General features: G+C 38.8%; 13 protein-coding genes. 12 read left to right on the top strand and 1 reads right to left on the bottom strand.

Annotated elements, in window-relative coordinates:
* Window positions 1-48 precede the first annotated feature (48 nt).
* The 12 genes from E7480_02600 to E7480_02545 all read left to right on the top strand — a co-directional run bounded on the left by E7480_02600 (window position 49) and on the right by E7480_02545 (window position 18,309).
* Window positions 49-1,023 carry a carbohydrate ABC transporter permease gene (locus tag E7480_02600; protein ID MBE6903476.1) on the top strand — a complete coding sequence of 325 codons (975 nt, stop codon included), beginning with the start codon at window positions 49-51 and terminating at the stop codon, window positions 1,021-1,023.
* Window positions 1,024-1,042: 19 nt separating this feature from the next.
* On the top strand, window positions 1,043-3,937 hold the full coding sequence (locus E7480_02595) for an extracellular solute-binding protein (GenBank protein ID MBE6903475.1): 2,895 nt from the start codon (window positions 1,043-1,045) through the stop codon (window positions 3,935-3,937).
* 10 nt (window positions 3,938-3,947) lie between these two features.
* Window positions 3,948-4,835, top strand: a complete 888-nt coding sequence (locus tag E7480_02590; GenBank protein ID MBE6903474.1) for a sugar ABC transporter permease — start codon at window positions 3,948-3,950, stop codon at window positions 4,833-4,835.
* An 80-nt stretch (window positions 4,836-4,915) separates the two neighbouring features.
* The gene (locus tag E7480_02585) at window positions 4,916-5,773 is read left to right on the top strand and encodes a carbohydrate ABC transporter permease (GenBank protein MBE6903473.1); all 858 of its coding nucleotides are present in this window, start codon (window positions 4,916-4,918) and stop codon (window positions 5,771-5,773) included.
* 16 nt (window positions 5,774-5,789) lie between these two features.
* Window positions 5,790-7,265, top strand: coding sequence for a hypothetical protein (locus E7480_02580; protein ID MBE6903472.1), 1,476 nt, complete (start codon window positions 5,790-5,792; stop codon window positions 7,263-7,265).
* Complete coding sequence (locus E7480_02575; protein MBE6903471.1) at window positions 7,262-7,963, top strand: hypothetical protein; 702 nt, start codon at window positions 7,262-7,264, stop codon at window positions 7,961-7,963. Before E7480_02580 ends, E7480_02575 begins: the two co-directional genes overlap by 4 nt.
* A 16-nt stretch (window positions 7,964-7,979) precedes the next feature.
* Window positions 7,980-10,208 (top strand): hypothetical protein, encoded by a 2,229-nt coding sequence (locus tag E7480_02570; protein ID MBE6903470.1) that lies wholly within the window; start codon window positions 7,980-7,982, stop codon window positions 10,206-10,208.
* Window positions 10,209-10,219: 11 nt separating this feature from the next.
* The gene (locus tag E7480_02565) at window positions 10,220-11,758 is read left to right on the top strand and encodes a glycoside hydrolase (protein MBE6903469.1); all 1,539 of its coding nucleotides are present in this window, start codon (window positions 10,220-10,222) and stop codon (window positions 11,756-11,758) included.
* 329 nt (window positions 11,759-12,087) lie between these two features.
* Window positions 12,088-14,997, top strand: a complete 2,910-nt coding sequence (locus E7480_02560; protein MBE6903468.1) for a hypothetical protein — start codon at window positions 12,088-12,090, stop codon at window positions 14,995-14,997.
* Window positions 14,998-15,292: 295 nt separating this feature from the next.
* Window positions 15,293-15,556 carry an HPr family phosphocarrier protein gene (locus E7480_02555; GenBank protein MBE6903467.1) on the top strand — a complete coding sequence of 88 codons (264 nt, stop codon included), beginning with the start codon at window positions 15,293-15,295 and terminating at the stop codon, window positions 15,554-15,556.
* Between the two features lie 282 nt (window positions 15,557-15,838).
* Window positions 15,839-17,641: an excinuclease ABC subunit UvrC gene (gene uvrC, locus E7480_02550; protein ID MBE6903466.1), complete on the top strand. Its 1,803-nt coding sequence runs from the start codon at window positions 15,839-15,841 to the stop codon at window positions 17,639-17,641.
* A 14-nt stretch (window positions 17,642-17,655) separates the two neighbouring features.
* Entirely contained in the window at window positions 17,656-18,309 is a 654-nt protein-coding gene (locus tag E7480_02545; GenBank protein MBE6903465.1) for a site-2 protease family protein, read from the top strand.
* Window positions 18,310-18,490: 181 nt separating this feature from the next.
* Here the strand turns inward: E7480_02545 and E7480_02540 are convergent, their stop codons facing one another.
* The gene (locus E7480_02540; GenBank protein ID MBE6903464.1) at window positions 18,491-19,117 is read right to left on the bottom strand and encodes a hypothetical protein; all 627 of its coding nucleotides are present in this window, start codon (window positions 19,115-19,117) and stop codon (window positions 18,491-18,493) included.
* Between the last annotated feature and the right edge of the window lie 114 nt (window positions 19,118-19,231).

Below are 19,231 nucleotides of genomic sequence, written 5' to 3'. Positions count from 1 at the left end.
GATGCCTTGCATCGAGCCATCATATATACTCAAGAGGAGAAAAAATATATGCCAAAGGATAAGAAAATCAGCAGAGACGGAATTGTTAATTCCTCACCGTTATTTTATCTGCTTGATATTTGCTATAAAATTTTCAGATTTATATTTTTAGTGTTTATGGTCTTTATCATTATATATCCCATTTTATATATGATAAGTATGGCATTCAGAACTACTGCAGACGTATATGACCCTTCAATAGTCTGGATACCAAGACACTTTACCTTGGAAAACTTTAAGCTTGTTATGGAAATTACAGACTATACAGGAGCTTTGATGAACACTTTGTTTTTAAGCCTTTCCTGTTCTGTGATAGAGCTGTTTATTTCCGCCTTTGTCGGCTACGGCTTTGCAAGATATAAGTTCAAGGGTAAGGCCATTATGCTCATAATCGTTATATTTACAATTGTTGTTCCTCCCCAGATGGTATCCTTGCCCACATATCTCAATTACAGAGATTTTGACATAATGGGCATTAAAACTATGCTTACAGGAACAGGCTTCGGCTTTTCTTTGTTGGGACAGCCCTTGTCCTTCCTTATCAATGCTTTATTCGGTATGGGTATTCGTTCGGGCCTTTTCATTTTGCTCTTTATGCAATATTTTAAAGGTCTTCCCATAGAGCTTGAAAACGCAGCTCTTGTTGACGGCTGCGGCGGAATAAAGACCTTTTTCAGAATTATGCTTCCCAACGCAAGAAACTTAATCGTTATGATTTTCTTGTTCTCTTTTGTATGGTACTGGAACGATTATTATCTGACCTCTATCTATTTAGGCGCAGGCTTCCCCACAGTATCCACAAAGCTTTCGGGTCTTAAGGGTCTGTTGGAGCTGACAATGCACACCTTGTCATACGACCCGTATCAAGTAGTTGTTATGCAACAGGCATTTTGTCTGCTGGTAATACTGCCTCCGCTTCTTCTCTATGTAATTTTACAGAGAAAATTCATACAAGGTGTAGAAAATTCAGGTATTGTAGGATAATAATCCGGGAGGGATAATTTTGACAGGCTTTAAAAAAATATTATGCTTTGTTCTTGCATTGCTTCTTTTGTCAAGCCTTTTTGTTTTTGCCGAAACGGGCGGAACTATAACAAAAAGCACAACGCCTGACAGTACAGAAAATGCAGAGCAAAAAAATATAAACTATCAGCAGTATTTTGACGCAAACAGCAATATTGAAGTGTTTGACGGCACTCTTAGCCTTGGAAAAGAAAATATTGCAAATGAGCATACCGATTTTGCGGATATCTCAGATGACAAAGGGCTTCCCCTTGTTAAAGAGGGCTCTGAAATAACATTTAAAGTAAACGTTGAAAAAACGGCGCTTTATCCTATATCAATGCAGTATTATTCCTATGAAAGTACAGGCGCAGATATAGAAATTTCTCTTTTGGTTAATTCAAAAATTCCTTTTACAGAGGCTGAAAGAATATTCTTGCCTAAGCTCTGGCAATATGACCTTGCAGAAGATGTTGAAAGATTTGAAAAGGATAACAGAGGCAACGAACAGCTTCCTCTGCAAAAAGAGGTACAGGCTTTATGTACTGAAGGCTTGCGTGATAAAGAGGGATATTTTGACGAAGCCTTTTTACTTAAATTAGAGGCGGGCGAAAACTTAATTACAATTAAAAGCTTAAAGGAAAGCTTTGCAGTTAAAAGCGTTATTTTAAATGCAGATAAAAAAGCCCCTTCATATGAAGAATATCTCAAAAGCATAAGCGATAAAAAAGTGCCCGAGGCTTCTCCCATTATTATTGAAGCTGAAAAGCCCTTCCTTCGCTCAACTGCAAGAATTTACCCCAGCTTTGACCGTTCAAGCCCCGATATAAGCCCCTCTGACCCTGCAAAAATAAAGCTTAATATCGTTGGCGGCTCTTCCACCTGGAAGGACTGCGGCGACTGGGTAAGCTATAAGGTTAAGGTAGAAAAGGCAGGACTTTACAATATTTCCTTTAAATATTGTCAGAATTCAAAAAGAGGTCTTACCTCAATACGCAAAATAACTGTTGACGATAAGGTTTTGTTTGACGAGCTTAACGAGGTTGAATTCGGATACAGCCTTAACTGGAAAACAGATACCTTAAAGGACGAAAACGGAGCTCCCTATAAATTTTATCTCACCGAGGGCGAGCATATTATAAAGCTTGAAGCAAAGCTGGGCGAATATGCGAGAACTCTTCGTGTTATTGAAAGCGCAGTAGGAGAGCTAAATGAAATATACAGAAAAATAGTAATGGTAACGGGAATATCACCCGACCCTTACAGAGATTATCTTTTGGACGATGAAATTGACGGTCTTGTAGACAGCTTGAAAAGCGCTCATAAAACACTTGTAGACGAGCTTGAGATTATCGAAAACCGTGCAGGCTCATCGGGTACTGAGGCAGCCTTCTTCTATGACCTTATAAGACAGCTTGACAGCTTCATAGAGGATACTCATAACATTACCTCAGAGGCAAGCAGACTTGACAGATTCAAGCAAAACATCAGCGGACTTGCAGAGCTTCTTTTAAGACTTAAGGAGCAGCCCTTGATGCTTGACTATATTCAGGTGCTTCCCGACGGGTCAAAGGCAAATACCTTTAAAGCAAACATTATAGAAAAATTAGTTTACAGATTTCAGTCCTTTGTATTCTCTTTCTTTGAGGACTATACCTCTATCGGTAATGCTTACGATGAAAAAAATCAAAGTCCTTTAAAAATCTGGGTAAGCGTAAACGATATGATGACAACGGGAATTTCCTCAGGTCGTGACCAGGCAGAGCTTCTCAAAAGAATTATAGACGAGGACCTTACCAACAAAACAGGACTTAAGGTAAATCTTTCGTTGGTTAACACCTCAGACACTCTCCTGCAGGCAATCGTAGGCGGAAACTATCCCGACGTGGCTCTTTTCGTGCCTAAGGGTATGCCTATAAACCTTGCAATGAGAGGCGCATTGACAGATATATCTCAATTTGAAGAATACGAAGAAATAAAAGAAAGATTTCACCCCTCTGCTATGATAGCAAACATATATAACGGCGGAGTATACGGTGTGCCCGAAACACAGGGCTATAATATGCTTTTCTACAGAAAAGATATTTTTGAAGAGCAGGGACTTGTTCCTCCATCCACCTGGGAAGAGTTTTATGATGTAGTTTCAAAGTTGCAGAAAAAGAATATGCAGGTGGGAATACCCGAAAATCAGTCAATCTTTGAAATGCTTCTGCTTCAGAACGGCGGAAACATTTACAACGAGGCTTTATCAGAGGTTACTCTTACAACAAAAGAAGCTGTAAAGGCATTCAGCATATGGACAGACCTTTACAAGCAATATGAATTACCCTTGGCTTTTGATTTCTTCAACCGTTTCAGAACAGGTGAAATGCCTATGGGCATTATCTCCTTTACAATGTATAATCAGCTTTCTGTTGCGGCGCCCGAAATAAGAAATCTTTGGGAAATGGTGCCTGTTCCCGGTGTAGAAACCGAAAACGGAATAAACAGAGCTCAGTCCTGTACAGGCTCTTCGGCAATTATCCCCAAGGCAAGTAAAAGACAAAAGGAAGCAATCCAGTTTATTGACTGGTGGACAAGCGCTTCCATACAAACCCGTTTCGGAAATGAAATTGAAACAATTCTCGGCACCTCTGCAAGATATAACACTGCCAATATGGAAGCCTTTGATGCTTTGAAGTGGTCGCAGAGCGAAATGAAAAACCTCACTGATGCAAGAGAGAGCATTTCCGATATTTATCAGACACCGGCAAGCTATTATATCACCCGTAATTTAACAAACGCTTTCAGAAAGGTTGTTTATTACTATTACAACAACCGTGAAGTGCTTAATAAATATGCGTCGGATATGAATAATGAGCTTAAGCGTAAGCGTCAGGAATTTGGCTTAGAATAGGTGAAAAAAGATGAATAATAACAGCAAAAGATTAAATATTATCAGCTATACAATGATGGCGCCGTGGCTTATCGTATTTCTTGTGTTTACGGTAATTCCTATTCTGGCTTCATTTGTGCTGAGCTTTACATATTATAATATGCTTGAAACACCTCGTTTTACGGGAGTTGCCAATTATCTCAGGCTTATGCTGGAGGACGATGTATTTCTTATAGCATTAAAAAATACGCTGCTTTTAGGTATTATTACAGGACCGCTGGGCTATCTTCTGAGCTTTGTAATTGCTTGGTTTATAAGCGATATGTCAAAGTTTACAAGCTCCTGGCTTACCTTCCTGTTTTATTCCCCCTCAATAGCAGGAAACGTATACTTTATATGGATGTTTATTTTCAGCAGCGACTCTGTTGGCTTACTCAACAGTCAGCTGTTGGAGCTGGGAATAATAAAAGAGCCGATTTATTGGCTCACAGACCCTAAAATCAACATATATGTCTGCATTATAGTTGTGCTTTGGATGAGTATGGGCGCAGGCTTCCTTGCCTTTGTTGCGGGCTTTAAAAGTCTTAATCCCGAGCTTTTTGAAGCGGGAGCCCTTGACGGTGTCAGAAACCGTTGGCAAGAAATGTGGTATATCACATTACCTCAGATGATTCCTCAGCTTTTAATAGGCGCTGTACTTTCAGTTTCAGGTGCTTTTGCAGTGGGTTATCAGTGTATGTCCCTGACAGGCTTCCCCAGCACCGACTATTCGACACATACTATGGTTTTACATATTTACGACTACGGATACGTAAGAATTGAAATGGGATATGCATCAGCTGTTGCAGTTGTTCTTTTTGTTTTTATGTTTGCAACCTGGAAGCTTATAAGCAAGATGCTGAGCAAGGTTGGAAGCTAAAGCGAACATTAAAAAAACAGCGGTGCTTGCCTGCAATATCAATTTGCAAATGCAAGGTCGTATATTTAGGAGAATTTCAAATGAAATTATTGCGTACTAAAAAGGTTAGCCGTTCTTTAGGCGGAAATATGCTTGTTTTACTGTTTTTGCTCCTTTTCGGCATATTTACAGCTATTCCTATTATTTATTCCGTTATCAATTCATTTAAACCTATCAATGAGTTGTTTTTGTATCCGCCGAGATTTTTCGTTATCAATCCCACAGTAGAAAATTATCTGTCCTTATTTACAGTACAGCTTAATTCTCTTGTGCCTTTTGAAAGATATTTATTCAACAGCGTTTTTGTTGCTGTTGTTACTACGGTTGTTTACATAATTATAGCTTCCCTTGCGGCATATCCTCTTTCAAAGTTCAACTTCAAGGGTAAGGCTTTGATTATGCAGATTATTATAGCGGCAATTTTGTTCAGACCTGAGGTTACCGCTATTCCCCAATACATTATAATTTCTAAATTCAAAATGGTTGACACCTACTTTGCTCTTATTTTCCCTGCATTAGCAGGCTCCTTCGGTGTTTTCCTTATGACACAGTTTATGTCTACCATTCCCAACGAAATACTGGAATCTGCAACTATAGACGGATGCTCGGAATACAAGGTTTTCTGGAAGCTTGTTATGCCTATGGTTAAGCCTGCGTGGCTGACTCTTGTTATCTTCACCTTCCAGGGAATATGGAACACAACAGGCGTACAGTTTATTTACAGTGAAAATATGAAAATGCTGCCTCTGGCGCTGTCGCAGATAAGCACCTCGGGTATAGCAAAGGCCGGAATTGCTTCTGCTGTTTCGGTTGTCGTAATGATACCGCCGATAGCAATTTTCCTTTTGAGTCAGAAATCTGTTATACAGACAATGGCATATTCGGGACTTAAGGGATAAGCAGGGGGGATATGTTTTGAAAAAAATGAAGCGCATAATTGTTCTTGTGCTGACAATGGCTTTACTGTGTTCCACAAGCGTTTTCGCACAGGAAACAGACAATTATTTATATAACGATTACGGAAGCGCAGTTCCTGCCCCTAACGGATATTCCTTAAGCGGTGTATACAGCGGCAAGGATTTGGGAATTGACAGCTTAAAGACTCCTCAGGACCTTTTTGTTGACGGAGATAAAAATATTTATATTGCAGATACGGGAAATAACAGAATAGTTATACTCGATGAAAATTTGCAGTATAAAAAAGAGATAAAGGAATTTAAGAACACAGAAATTCCAACCCTGCTTGAGCCTTACGGCGTATACGTCAGCAAGGACGGATATCTGTATATTTGTGACAGCGGAAATGCACGTGTTATAAAATCCGATATGGACGCAAATGTTATAACAGAGTATAAAAAGCCCGATACAAACGTACTTACAGAGGACTTTGTATTTAAGCCCTACAAGGTTGCACTGGACAGTGCGGGCGGTGTTTACGTTGTAGCCTTCGGTCTTTATCAGGGCCTTATTTATTACAACAATGACGGAGATTTCCTCAACTTCTACGGAAGCAACAGAATTGAGGTAACAGTTCAGGTGCTTGCTGACAATTTGTGGAAGAAAATTTTCACAAAGGAGCAAAGAGAGTCTTCAAAGCGTGAAATTCCTACCGAGTATTCAAATCTTTATATTGATAAGGACAACTTTATATATACCACCACCTTAAAAACCGACAATTCCATTGACGAGGCAAAGAAGCTCAATGCCTTGGGCAACAATGTACTCAAGATAAATTCTTACAATACATATTACTCAAAGAACAATTACGGTGATATTGACGTAGAGTGGTCAAAGGGTATAAAGGTAGACAACTCTTTTGTTGACGTTTTTGTGGGCGAGGACGGAAATATGGTATTGCTCGACAATGAGAGATGCCGCTTTTTCGAATACAGCAAGGACAACGATTTAATAACCGTTTACGGAACAAAAAGCAATAAAAAGGGCGACTTTTTAAATCCTACCGCAATAGATATGGTAAACGGCAAATATTTGATTTTAGATGCTGAGAAAAACAACATTACAGTTATAGAGCCTACCGAATATATGAATAAGCTCAAGGGAATGTTAACCTATTACAGCGAGGGCTTATACGAGGAAACAATCGAAGGCTTTGAAGAAATCCTCAAGGAGAACAACAATTTATCTCTTGCCTACAAGAGCATAGGAAAAGCGTATTTACAAAAGGGTGAATACAAAAAAGCTCTTGACTATTTGAAAAAAGCAAATGACAGACAGGGCTATTCCGATGCTTTCAAGGAATACCGCAAGGAGTTTATAAGAGATAATCTGCTTATTTTATTGGCAGGAGCTATAATAGTTATAATTGCACTAAAAATATTCTTAAGTAAGTTCAGAGCATGGCTGATAAAAGGAAGGGAAGATGAGATATGAGCTATATAGGTAAAGTAAAATCAAGCTTAATAACATCTTTCAAGGAATACGATTGGGATAAGCTGCGTTGGAGAAATCTTGACAGAATGAAGCTTTATTACGCTTTCAGGTCAATGCTTCATCCTATAAAGGTATTTAACGAAATAAGATTCAGCAATAAGGGCTCTGTTTTGATAGCTTCTGTTTTGTTTATTCTTAATTTTGTTGTTCAGCTGATATCTTACTCCGGAGTAGGCTTTATATTTAATATGAACAGGCCGGAGGACTTTAACATATTTGCAGAGTTTTTAAAGTCCAATATGATAATCGTTTTATGGTGCATTACAAACTGGGCAACCACCACTCTTTTTGACGGTGAAGGAAAATTCAGCCACATATGGATTGCTACCAATTATGCGATGCTTCCAAGAATAATATTTACACCTCTTGTAGTATTACTTACAAATTTCATTTGTATAGACGAAGCTATGTTTTACACCCTGTTTGACACTCTGATTGTCGTATGGATTGGATTTATTGCTTTGTGTGCGTTTATAACAATACATCAATTTACCTTGATGAAAACCATAGCGTCTTCACTTATAACGGTAGTTATGATGATTTTTATTTTGTTTATTGCACTGCTTTTTATAAGCATAGCACAGCAAATATTCTCCTTTGTTAAGACAATAGCTTTTGAGGTTGTATTGAGAAGTTAGCGGAAGGTACGATAATATGATTAAAAGAAAAGCATTAGTACTGTTTTTAGCTCTATTGCTTGTGTTTTTATCCTCAAGTGCATTTATATATGCACAAAACGAAGAGACACCGGCAACAGAGGAAGAACAGCTTGATTCTGAAATAGAGGAAAATACAGAGGGTATCGGAGAGCTTTACGCTCAGAACGATAAGCTTGAAATGTATATAAACCTTGAAAACAGAACCTGTATCACAATAAAAGATAAACAGACAGGGCATATGTGGAGCTCTATCCCTATGGATTACGCAAGCGACACTATTGCGCAGGGCAGCGGCGGAACTATCAACGATATGACGTCGGCTTTGCTTGTTTCCTTCTGTGATGACAAAAGCAATAAATACACAGTAAGCAGTCAGGTTTCTTCCGTTAAAAGAGGAACGTATAAAATACGTAAGTACAAGGACGGAAGCGGAGTTCAGATAGAATACGATTTCTCACGTAAAAGTGAGCAGTTTATTATTCCCGTGAGATATCAGTTAGAGGATGACTCTCTGATTGTTGAAATACTGTATGATAAAATCAACGAATACGGTACAATGAAAATTTTTGATATTTCTCTTATGCCGTATATGGTTTCCGGAAAAATGGGAAGCGAGGGTTATCTGGTTATTCCCGACGGAAGCGGTATGCTGGTTGATTTTTCGGGGGATAACAGCAACGCAAACACTTACGAGGAAATGATTTACGGCAGAGATATGACCAAAAATCTCGTTAAGCAGACAACGGTAAATGAAAAAATAAATTTACCCGTTTACGCCGCTTCATTGGGAACCTCGGCTATCACCGCCATTGTTGAAAGCGGAGATTACAACGCTTACATAGTGGCAAATCCTGCAGGAAAATCCTCTCAGTATGCAAATGTATACACTAAATTTATTTACAGACAGACTGACAACGCTTCTCTTTCGGATAAGGACTGGAATGCAAGAGATATATTCTTAATAAGAGATGAAACTCTTAAAGAAAATCCCAAGGTTAAGTTTTGTTTTTCAACTGAGGACACCGACTATAACGGTATAGCAAAAACATACCGCAATTATCTTTTGAAAAACGGCTTTAAAAAGCTTAGTGATAAAAAAGCAAATCCATCTCTCAATTTACAGTTTTACGGATTGACAAAAATAAAAGAAAGCTTTTTAGGCTTTATGATAGATAAAAAGGTTACTGCTACAACCTTTGATGATGTTATAAGAATTTTAGAAGCAGTAAAGGGCGATTATGAGGTCAATACGATTTTATACGGCTTTGATAAAGGCGGATATCAGGACATTTACGATAAGAGCTTAAGCTTTGACGGTAAGGTCGGCGGAATGGGCGGCTTCAAAAAGCTAAGCCAAAAGGCACAGGAGCTTAACACAAATATAGCTACGGTTTTTGAGCCTACAATAGCTTATAAAAATCCGTTGTTTATGTTTACTTTTTTAAATACAGCTACAAGCCTTGACCGTCAGACAGCACGTTTTAATACATATATGCTAAGCACAGGCGAAAAGGTAAAGAGCAACGCTTATTATCTTGCGCCCTCAAAGGCGGCTAAATACACTCAAGACTTTATTAAATCTGCCGCAAAGAAAAATATAGGAATTGCCTTTGAATCTTTGGGAGAGAGCCTTTACACCGATTACAACACAAAAAAATATTGCGACAGAAAAGACAATGCAGAAAATATGACAAAGGCTGTCTTAACTGCTGACAAGCTTTACAGTATGGCTTTCGGAGGCAATATATATACAGCTAAGGCTGTGGACCACGTTACAGACATTCCCACGATATCTTCGGGCTTTGATATTGAATATAAATCAGTTCCTTTCTATCAGATAGTTATGCACGGCTTGTTGGAGATAAGCGGAAAATCTCTCAATTTCGCAGAAAATACTCAAGAGGAATTTTTGAGAGCTATTGCAACGGGAACACTTTTGAAATATTCCGTTGTGGGACAAAACAACAGTAAAATCCGTGAAACTGATTTGAATTTCCTTTACAACTGTTATTACGAGGATTTCAGCGATATAACAGAGAAACAGAAGAAATTCTCAGAGCTGCACAACGGTTTACAAAACGTCTTTATTGACAAATACGAGGTCTTTGGAAATATAACCAAGACAACCTTTGAAAACGGCAAGGTTATATATGTAAACTTTGGGGACAAGGACGAAGAAATAGACTCAATTACTATAAAAGCTAAAGATTGCAAAATAATATAGCGGAGGACATTATGGAATATACAATGAATATAAAACTGCTTGAAAATGAATGTTGGTGGGGAGGCTGCAGTGACGACGGTATAAAAGCGCCTTTTTGCGAAAACAGCGAGATTTCCAGAAATCTTGACCCTAACAACACATATAATCAGGCATCTCCGTTGCTTGTATCAAATAAGGGAAGATACATCTGGGGCGAAAGCGCATATACATATAAAATCGAAAAGGACGAGCTTGTAATTACAGGCATAAAGGAAAAGCCTCAGATTTTTGAAGGCGGAAGTAATTTAAGAGAGACATATCTTTTAGCATCTCAAAGATTTTTCCCCACCTCAAAGGTTGCTCCCCCTAAGGAATTTTTTGACGGAATACAGTACAATTCCTGGATTGAGCTTATGTATAACCAAAATCAAGAGGGAATTATCAACTACGCCAAGAAAATAAAGGAAGAGGGCTATCCCACCAAGGGCGTCTTTATGATTGACTGCGGTTGGAATGACTATTACGGAAAATTCGAGTTTTCTACATCAAAGTTTACAGACCCTAAGGCTATGGTTGACGAGCTTCACGCTATGGGTTATAAGGTTATGCTCTGGACTTGTCCTTTTATCTCTGCAGACACTGCAGAATTCCGCTATGCGTGGAGTAAAGGCTATCTTATTATGAACAAGTGGGGACTTCCCTCCATAAAACAATGGTGGGACGGCTTCTCCTCTGTTGTAGATATTACAAATCCCGAAGTTGCCGAATGGTACTATCAACAGCATAAATATCTTATGGATAAATACGGTATAGACGGTTTTAAGCTTGATGCAGGCGACGGCCATTTCTATTCTGATGACGATGTTATCTACGCTAAGACAGACAGTAACGGACAGAGCGAAGCGTGGGCAAAATTCGGCTTAAGATTTAAGTATAACGAGTACCGTGCTTGCTGGAAGGCGGCAGGACTTGAGCTTGTACACAGATTAAGAGATAAAAACCATTCCTGGACTGACAACGGTGTAGCGGCACTTGTTCCCTGTCAGCTTGCACAGGGCATTTTAGGATATGCCTATACCTGCCCCGATATGATTGGCGGCGGTCAGTTTACCGACTTCTTAGAGGACCAGGACAAGCTTGACCAGGAGCTTTTCGTAAGATACGCTCAGTGTGCGGCGCTTATGCCTATGACTCAGTTTTCAATCTCTCCCTGGAGAGTTCTTGACGAGTATCACAACGGTCTTTGCCGTGATATTTCCTGGGTGCGTATGGAATATATAGAGGATATTTTAGCCTTGACAGAGCACGCAAGAAAAACAGGTGAGCCTGTTGTAAGATATATGGAATATGTTTTCCCCAATCAAGGCTTTGAAAAGGTTATTGACCAGTTTATGCTTGGCGACAATATTCTTGTTGCTCCCGTTATGGAAAAGGGCAAAATAACAAGAGAAATCAAATTCCCTGAGGGCAATTGGAAGAGCCGCAGCGGTGAAATAATAAAGGGCGGACAAACCTTAACAGTAGACGCTCCCCTTGACGTATTACCTATATACAGAAAAGTAAACGATTGACACAGAGATAGAAAATAATATAATGATAATAAGCAGAAAGAGAGTACAAATCAGTATACAAACCGAAATGTCCTCTCTTTTTTGTTAGGCGATATGTTTGCCACGCAAACGCGATATACTCGCTTTGCTCGTGCGATATGTTGTCGCCTCGCTCCAACGCGATATGATATAAATTCCCCCTCACGCTTTTGCATATCGCAAGGCGTAGCCTTATATCGCTCCCGTAGGGAATATCGCAAATTACGCAAGGAATTTATATCGCTGCGTGTTTTCCGTTAAGGATAACACGCTGATGCGGGGTTTTTGTAAAAAATCAAAAGGGTGATTTTGTGAGTAAAATATTTGACGAAAAAGAATTAAACAAATACCGCCCCATTCCTTTCTGGAGTTGGAACGATAAGCTTTGTCCCGAGGAGCTTAAAAGACAGGTAAGAATGATGAAGGAAGCAGGAATGGGCGGCTTCTTTATGCACGCACGCAGCGGTCTTGTTACCGAGTATTTAAGCGACGAATGGTTTGAAGCTATAAAGGTATGTATGGACGAGGCTGAAAAATGCTCAATGGACGCCTGGTGCTATGACGAAAACGGTTGGCCCAGCGGCTTTGCAGGTATGAAGCTGTTGGAGGACAGTCAGAACTTTGCCCATTATATTGTCTGCGAAACCAAAAACAGCTTTGATGCACAGGCTCTTGGGGTATACGTTCTTGATAACAATAATATTAAAAGAGTTACCTCTGATAACGGCAGTGCTGAATATATCTGCGTTTATGATAAGACAAACTCATCCGTTGTAGATATTTTAAACGAAGAAATTGTAGCAAAGTTTATAAAAGAAACTCACGAAAAATATTACGAGAGATTTGGCAGTCAATTCGGCAATAAATTAGTTGGATTTTTTACCGATGAGCCTCAGTATTTCAGATGGGATACTGCGTATTCACCCGTTATTTTGGAGCTATATAAGAAAGAGTATGGACAAGAGCTTTTAGATACCTTAGGTGCGCTTTTTATTGATTGCGAGCAGTCCTATGAAACTCGCTTTAAATATTGGCGCTTAATGAATAAGCAGTTTGCAAAATCCTTTGGAAAGCAGATATATGACTGGTGTGAGGAGCACAACTGTCAGCTTACAGGCCACGCTATTGAAGAACAGCTTATGTCTACTCAGATGTGGTGCTGTGCAGGTGTTATGCCCTTTTATGAGTATGAGCATATTCCCGGCTGTGATTGGCTTGGCAGATATGTTTCCCACGAAACTACACCCCGTCAGGTATCCTCAGTTGCTATGCAGCTTGGAAAAGAAAAGGTGCTTACAGAAATTTTTGCAGGCGCAGGCTGGGACGTTACCCCCAAAGAATTAAAGAGAATACTTGAATGGCAATATGTAAACGGAGTAAATCTGCTTTGTACACATCTGACACCCTATTCCATAAGAGGAAGCAGAAAATACGATTATCCTGCATTTTTTGCTCAGAGTAATCCTTGGTTTAAGCATTTCAGAATTTTTTCTGACTATTTCTCAAAATTGGGAATGCTTCTTGCTAAAAGTAATGAGCTTGCAGAGGTTGCGGTTATACATCCTATTCATTCGGCATATCTCACCTATAAGCGTGGGGAAGACTATAAATCCGTTGAAGCTTTGGAAGGCGCTTTTGCATCGTTGGTTGAAAGATTGGGCGCTGCTAATATAGGACATCATTATATAGACGAAAGCTTACTCGAAAAGTACGGAAGCGTAGAAAACGGCGTTCTTACCTTAGGAAAATGCAGCTATAAAAAAATAGTTATCCCCAATATGCAGGGTCTTGACTTATCAACAGTTAAGCTCTTAGAAGCCTTTGTAAAGGGCGGCGGAAGAATTTATCTTGACGGTCAATGTCCGCAGTATGTAAACGGCAAAAAGACTCAGCTTGATTTTCTCAAGAGCAACTGTACTTTCGAAGAGCTTAAGAGCGAAAAGATATTTACAAACGATGTAAATACTCAGGTGCGTTCTACCTTCAGAAGCTCATCATGGGGAGAGTTTTTGTATGCTGTCAACATCTCTGAAAACGCAGAGCAAACAGTTACTTACAAAATAAAAGCAGGCGGCGCTATATTATACGATATAGAAAACGAAAAGGAAAGCCCCGTATATTACAGTAAAGGCAACGATTTTATAGAGATTACGCTGAAATTTGCCCCCGGTCAATCTTATATTTTAAAGCTTGATGACAGTGCAGAGCCTTTAAGCAAGCAAGAGGACACTCAAAAAGAAGAAATACGTCTTTCTACAGACTGTAAGGTGCTTGATTTTACCGAAAACAGTCTTGTGCTTGACAAGGCAAGCTATTCCTTTGATAACAAGGAATACAGCCAACGCTATTCAATATACGGAATAGCTGACTATCTTTTAAAGCAGAGAAAAAATACAACGGTATTTTTAAAATACAGCTTTTCTATAGACAATATTCCCCAAAGCCTGTATCTTGAAACAGAAAAGACAAATATAAATAATCTTTGGATAAACAAAGAGAAAATAGCTATTACACATCAGCTTAAGGATGACGGCGAAAGAGTTTTCCGCCACGATATTTTGCCCTATGTTTCTGAAGGTACAAACGAAATAACTCTTGAAATAGACTATTCCCAGGCTGAAAAGGTGTATTATACTCTATTTGATATGCCCGACGTAACCGAAAGCGTTATAAACTGTCTGACCTATGATACAGAGCCTGAGCCCATTTGTCTTAAGGGTGATTTTGCAGTTACATCTGTTCAGCAGAAATTAAACGAGCTTGTATATATTGCAGAGGATAATTTTGCAATAACAGACACTAAAAAGGATTTGGACTGCAAGAGTATAAATACCCAAGGCTTTGTATTCTTTGCAGGGGATATAAGACTTGAATTAAATCCCTTTGAGCTTACAAGAAAAGATTACCGTTTAAAGCTTAAGGGTAGATATGCAGCGGCACAGATAGAGGTAAACTCTGAAAATGCAGGCGTTATAATGCTTGAGGATGAGCTTGATATAAGCAAATTCCTCAAGGTAGGCACAAACAAAATAACAATAACGCTTTCAAGCGGAGGCAGAAACCATTTTGGACCCTTCCACACAAAGAATGAACCTGAGCCTTTGTTTGTAGGACCTACAACCTTCAGTATGAAGGATAGCTGGAAAGACTGCCAGAGTGAAGCTTACAGCGAGGACTATGCCTTTGTAAAATTCGGCATTGAGGAGATTAAGCTCATATAAATAATAGCCCACAGCGCTTTTGCGTTGTGGGCGTTCATTATTCCTTATTCAACAATAAAATTAACAAAAAATCATATTTTAATAACCTCGAAAATGCTGATATTAAGCTATTTGTTGACAAAAAATATGCAAAATTTCTTTTGTTAAAATTCAACTAAAAATTGGATTATTTTATTGCATATTGATATACTTTAATAATTGACTTTTTTATGCTTAAAATATATCATAATAGTAGAATAAAAGAGGTGCAGTTTGTTTTGACAGATTGCATATTGATATAACGGAGGGTAAAAATATGGTTTCAAAAAATGTAGTAGTTAAGAACATAGTAGGTCTGCACGCCCGTCCGGCAACCTTCTTTATCCAAAAAGCAAATGAATTTAAGGCTTCTATCTGGGTAGATAAGGACAACAGCAGAGTTAATGCAAAAAGTCTTTTGGGAATTTTGTCCCTTGGCATTACTAAGGACACAGAGATAACAATCATCGCTGACGGAGCTGACGAGGTTGTTGCGGTAGATTCTCTTATCAATCTTATTGAGAAGAATTTTGCTGACTAATCTAAATAAAAGATGAAATAATGGGATTCCCAAAACGGAGACACTTTGCAAACAAGTTGTCTCCGTTGATTTTTAGGGGAATATTACAAGTGATATTGCAAACTGCCGTTTGCAGCGATATTTTTGCTAAAAAAGCAAAAGCGATATTATATTCGTGTCTTTTCTCACGGCGTAGCCGTATATCGCGCGGCTTGCCGCATATCGCATCGAAGATATATCGCTCGGGCGAAGCACGAATATAATTGCGGCAAGACTTTGCCGCATAGGGAAAGGAGTAAGGCTATGAACAATTCAAGGCTTGAGTATCTGCGTCAGAAAGCTTTGGGACTTCCTATGAAGGCGGGAGTCTACAAGATGCTTGATAAGGACTCAAATATAATATATATCGGCAAAGCAAAATTTCTCAAAAACAGAGTTTACAGCTATTTCAATTCGGTAGAGCGCCACAATGAAAAGACCTATGCTTTGGTGTCTGTTATATACGATTTTGAAATAATAATAGCAGGTAACGAGCTGGAAGCCTTGCTTCTTGAAAATAATCTTATCAAAGAAAACAAACCCAAATACAATATTTTACTTAAAGACGATAAGGGATACCCCTTTATAAAAATTGATATAAAATCAGATTTCCCGAGAGTTACAATGGCTTACAGAAGGGATGATAAAAACGCAAAATATTTCGGGCCCTTTGGCTCTAAAACACAAACGCTGTACCTTGTAAATGCGGTAAATAAAGCCTATAAGCTCCCCACCTGTTCAAGCTTCACCAAATCAAAGCCCTGTCTTAATAATCACATAGGGAAATGTATGGGCGTTTGCAGCGGGCAGATAGATAAGCAGGAGTACAGACAAATTATTAAAAACGTAACCGACTTTTTTGCAGGCAAAACGGCAGAAGCATCTCAAAGCATAAAAAAATATATGATTGAAGCGTCGGAGCGTACAGATTATGAAAAAGCGGCATATTACAGAGATACTCTTAAAGCAATAGAAAATATAGCCGATAAGCAGACTATTATAAATGACCAAAAGGTAAATGCCGATGCAGTAGCTCTTGTAAATGACGACAAAAGCATTTGTGTTTCTCTTATAAGAGTGCGTGGCGGAAAAATGCTTGGTAGCTTCAATTATGTTTTTGATGCTCTGCAACCCTCTTCCAATACTCTTTTTGAGTTTTTGACAAGGTTTTATGAGCAGGAAAGTGATATTCCCAAGGTTATTTATCTTGATACAGAGCTTGAGGATAGGGAGCTTTTAAAGCAGTATCTTGAGCATCTGTCCAAAAGAAAGCTTGAAATTGTAATGCCTAAGGCTTCGGCAGGCAAAAAGCTTCTGCAGCGTGCCAATGAAAATGCAAAGGAATATCTTTTGGAGCATAACGGTCATACCGATAAAATTTCAAGACGTCTTACAGAGCTTTCACATATTGCGGCACTGCCTAAAGTGCCCTCTAAAATTGAAATTTACGATATTTCTCAGACAGCGGGAAGCGATACCGTTTGCGGAATGGCAGTTTTTGTTGACGGTAAGCCCGAAAAAAAGCTCTATCGCAGATTTATAATCAATTCTGCCTTAGCAGGTGATGACTGCGGAGCTATGAAAGAGGCAGTTACAAGGCGTCTTTCCCATACTGACGGCTCCTTTGGGGATTTGCCTGAGCTTATTATAGCAGACGGAGGACAGGCGCAGGTTGGCGCAATTATAGAAGTGCTTAAGGCTGCGGGGCTTAAAATAAACGTTATCGGACTTAAAAAGGATAAGCGCCACAGAACAAAATCTCTTGTCAGAGAGGATATGTCGGAAATTTTATTGCAGCCAAATCCCGAAGCCTTTATTATGGCAAGTCTTATGCAAAATGAGGTACACCGCTTTGCAATAGATTTTCACAAGCAGCGCCGTTCAAAAAACGTTAAAAGCTTTGAGCTTACTCAGATTGAGGGTATAGGAAATAAAAAAGCACTTGCCGTATTGCAGCATTTTAAGTCTGTAAAGAAAGTACGTGAGGCAAGTGTGGAAGAGCTTTTAAATGTAAAGGGCATAAACAGAGATTTAGCTCAGAAAATATATGATTTTTTCAGACAGTAAAGGAGTAATTTGAAATGCTTACAGGAGATTATTCTTTTTTCTATGAGCTTTTTTATAAGCTTATATATGTAATACCCATAGCTTTGATTTCTTTCCCCATACACGAATTTTCCCACGCCTTTGTCGCCTATAAATTAGGGGACAATACAGCAAAGGAAAGAGGCAGACTTTCTTTAAATCCCTTAAAGCATCTTGACCTTGTGGGAACACTTTGCTTTTTGGTTTTCGGCTTTGGTTGGGCAAAGGCTGTGCCTGTGGGCTGTATGAGCTTTAAAAATCCCAAAAGAGATATGATGCTGACAAGTATAGCAGGCCCTGCCTCCAACCTGATTTTAGCTCTTATTGCAGTGCCGTTGTGGGTAATCTCTTTAAAATATATACCTATAGAATATTTTTCTCAGTTTTTCCATATGTTTTTGTATTTTAACGTGGTACTGGCAATTTTTAATATGCTTCCTTTTCCGCCCTTGGACGGCTCACGTCTTCTTTTATACTTTTTCCCAAACAGCGTTTTTCAAAAGGTAATGTTTTATGAAAGATATTCTTTTATTATTCTTATAATTTTAATGCTTACGGGAATTTTTGATAGAGTTTTAGGCTTTTTGACAGATGCAGTTTTAACCCCTTTTATTCTTTTGGCACGGCTTATTTTAAATATTTTACCCTAGGGTAGAACAAATAATCAGAACACGCCTCAAAATCTTTTCGCTTTGAGGTCGAAGATTTTAAAAAGAGAGGATTTTTGGTAAGACAAGGCAAAAACGGAGTTAATCCTCAATGGATTAACGAGTATTTTAACGCAGGATGAACGAAAATCCGCCTTTTTAAAACGGGTTCGGATTGTTTGTTCTACCCTAACATAAGCTTTATAACCGACGGGCAGACAAGAGTCTGATAGATTATGCCGATGGAAGAAATAGAAAAGAGCGCAATCCCTTTTTTGTAAAAGCCTTTTACGGTGGGGCGCTCATATTGGGATGAGACCTTATTTGAAATTATTACGTAGTAAGAAAACTGAAGAGCGTGCTCGCAAAAAATAAGAAGCAAAAGAAGAGATAACAGCATACCGGGAATTACCGCAAGAAGCAGAGCGCAAACGCCCGACAGACCGAAAACGCTTGAAACAAAGCCGATAAAAAAGCCGATGCAAAAGCCTTTAAAGGCAACAACAGCGCAGGAAACGGCAATTCCTGCCACCGAAAGCCCGAATATGAAAATAATAATATAATAAAAAAGCTCAGTAATTAACGATGCAGAGAATACCTTTAAAAATCCGTATTCCGCCCTTATGTAAATTACAGAGGTAAAAGCATCGAGCAGCGTTATCTGAGTGCTGTAGCCTGTAAGTCTTACGCAAAAAGCACCGACACAAAGGCCTATAAAAAAAATAAGTCCTAAAAATATATAGCTTGCATTTTGCTTTGCCAATTTAACAAAAGAAAAAGATATAATGCTTTTTTTTATTTTCATTAACATTTTTGTATTCCTCCTGCATACTTTTCACTTAATATAAGTATATTCCCAAGGAATAAAAAAATGAATTTCAATCTGTAATTGTGTAAATACTGCCTTTGGCGCATTAAAAGAGAA

This window comes from Oscillospiraceae bacterium (assembly GCA_015067255.1).
Lineage (GTDB): Bacteria > Bacillota > Clostridia > Oscillospirales > SIG519 > SIG519.
Note: the sequence above shows the minus strand (reverse complement) of the source record. Positions and strands in the feature narration are given on the sequence as shown.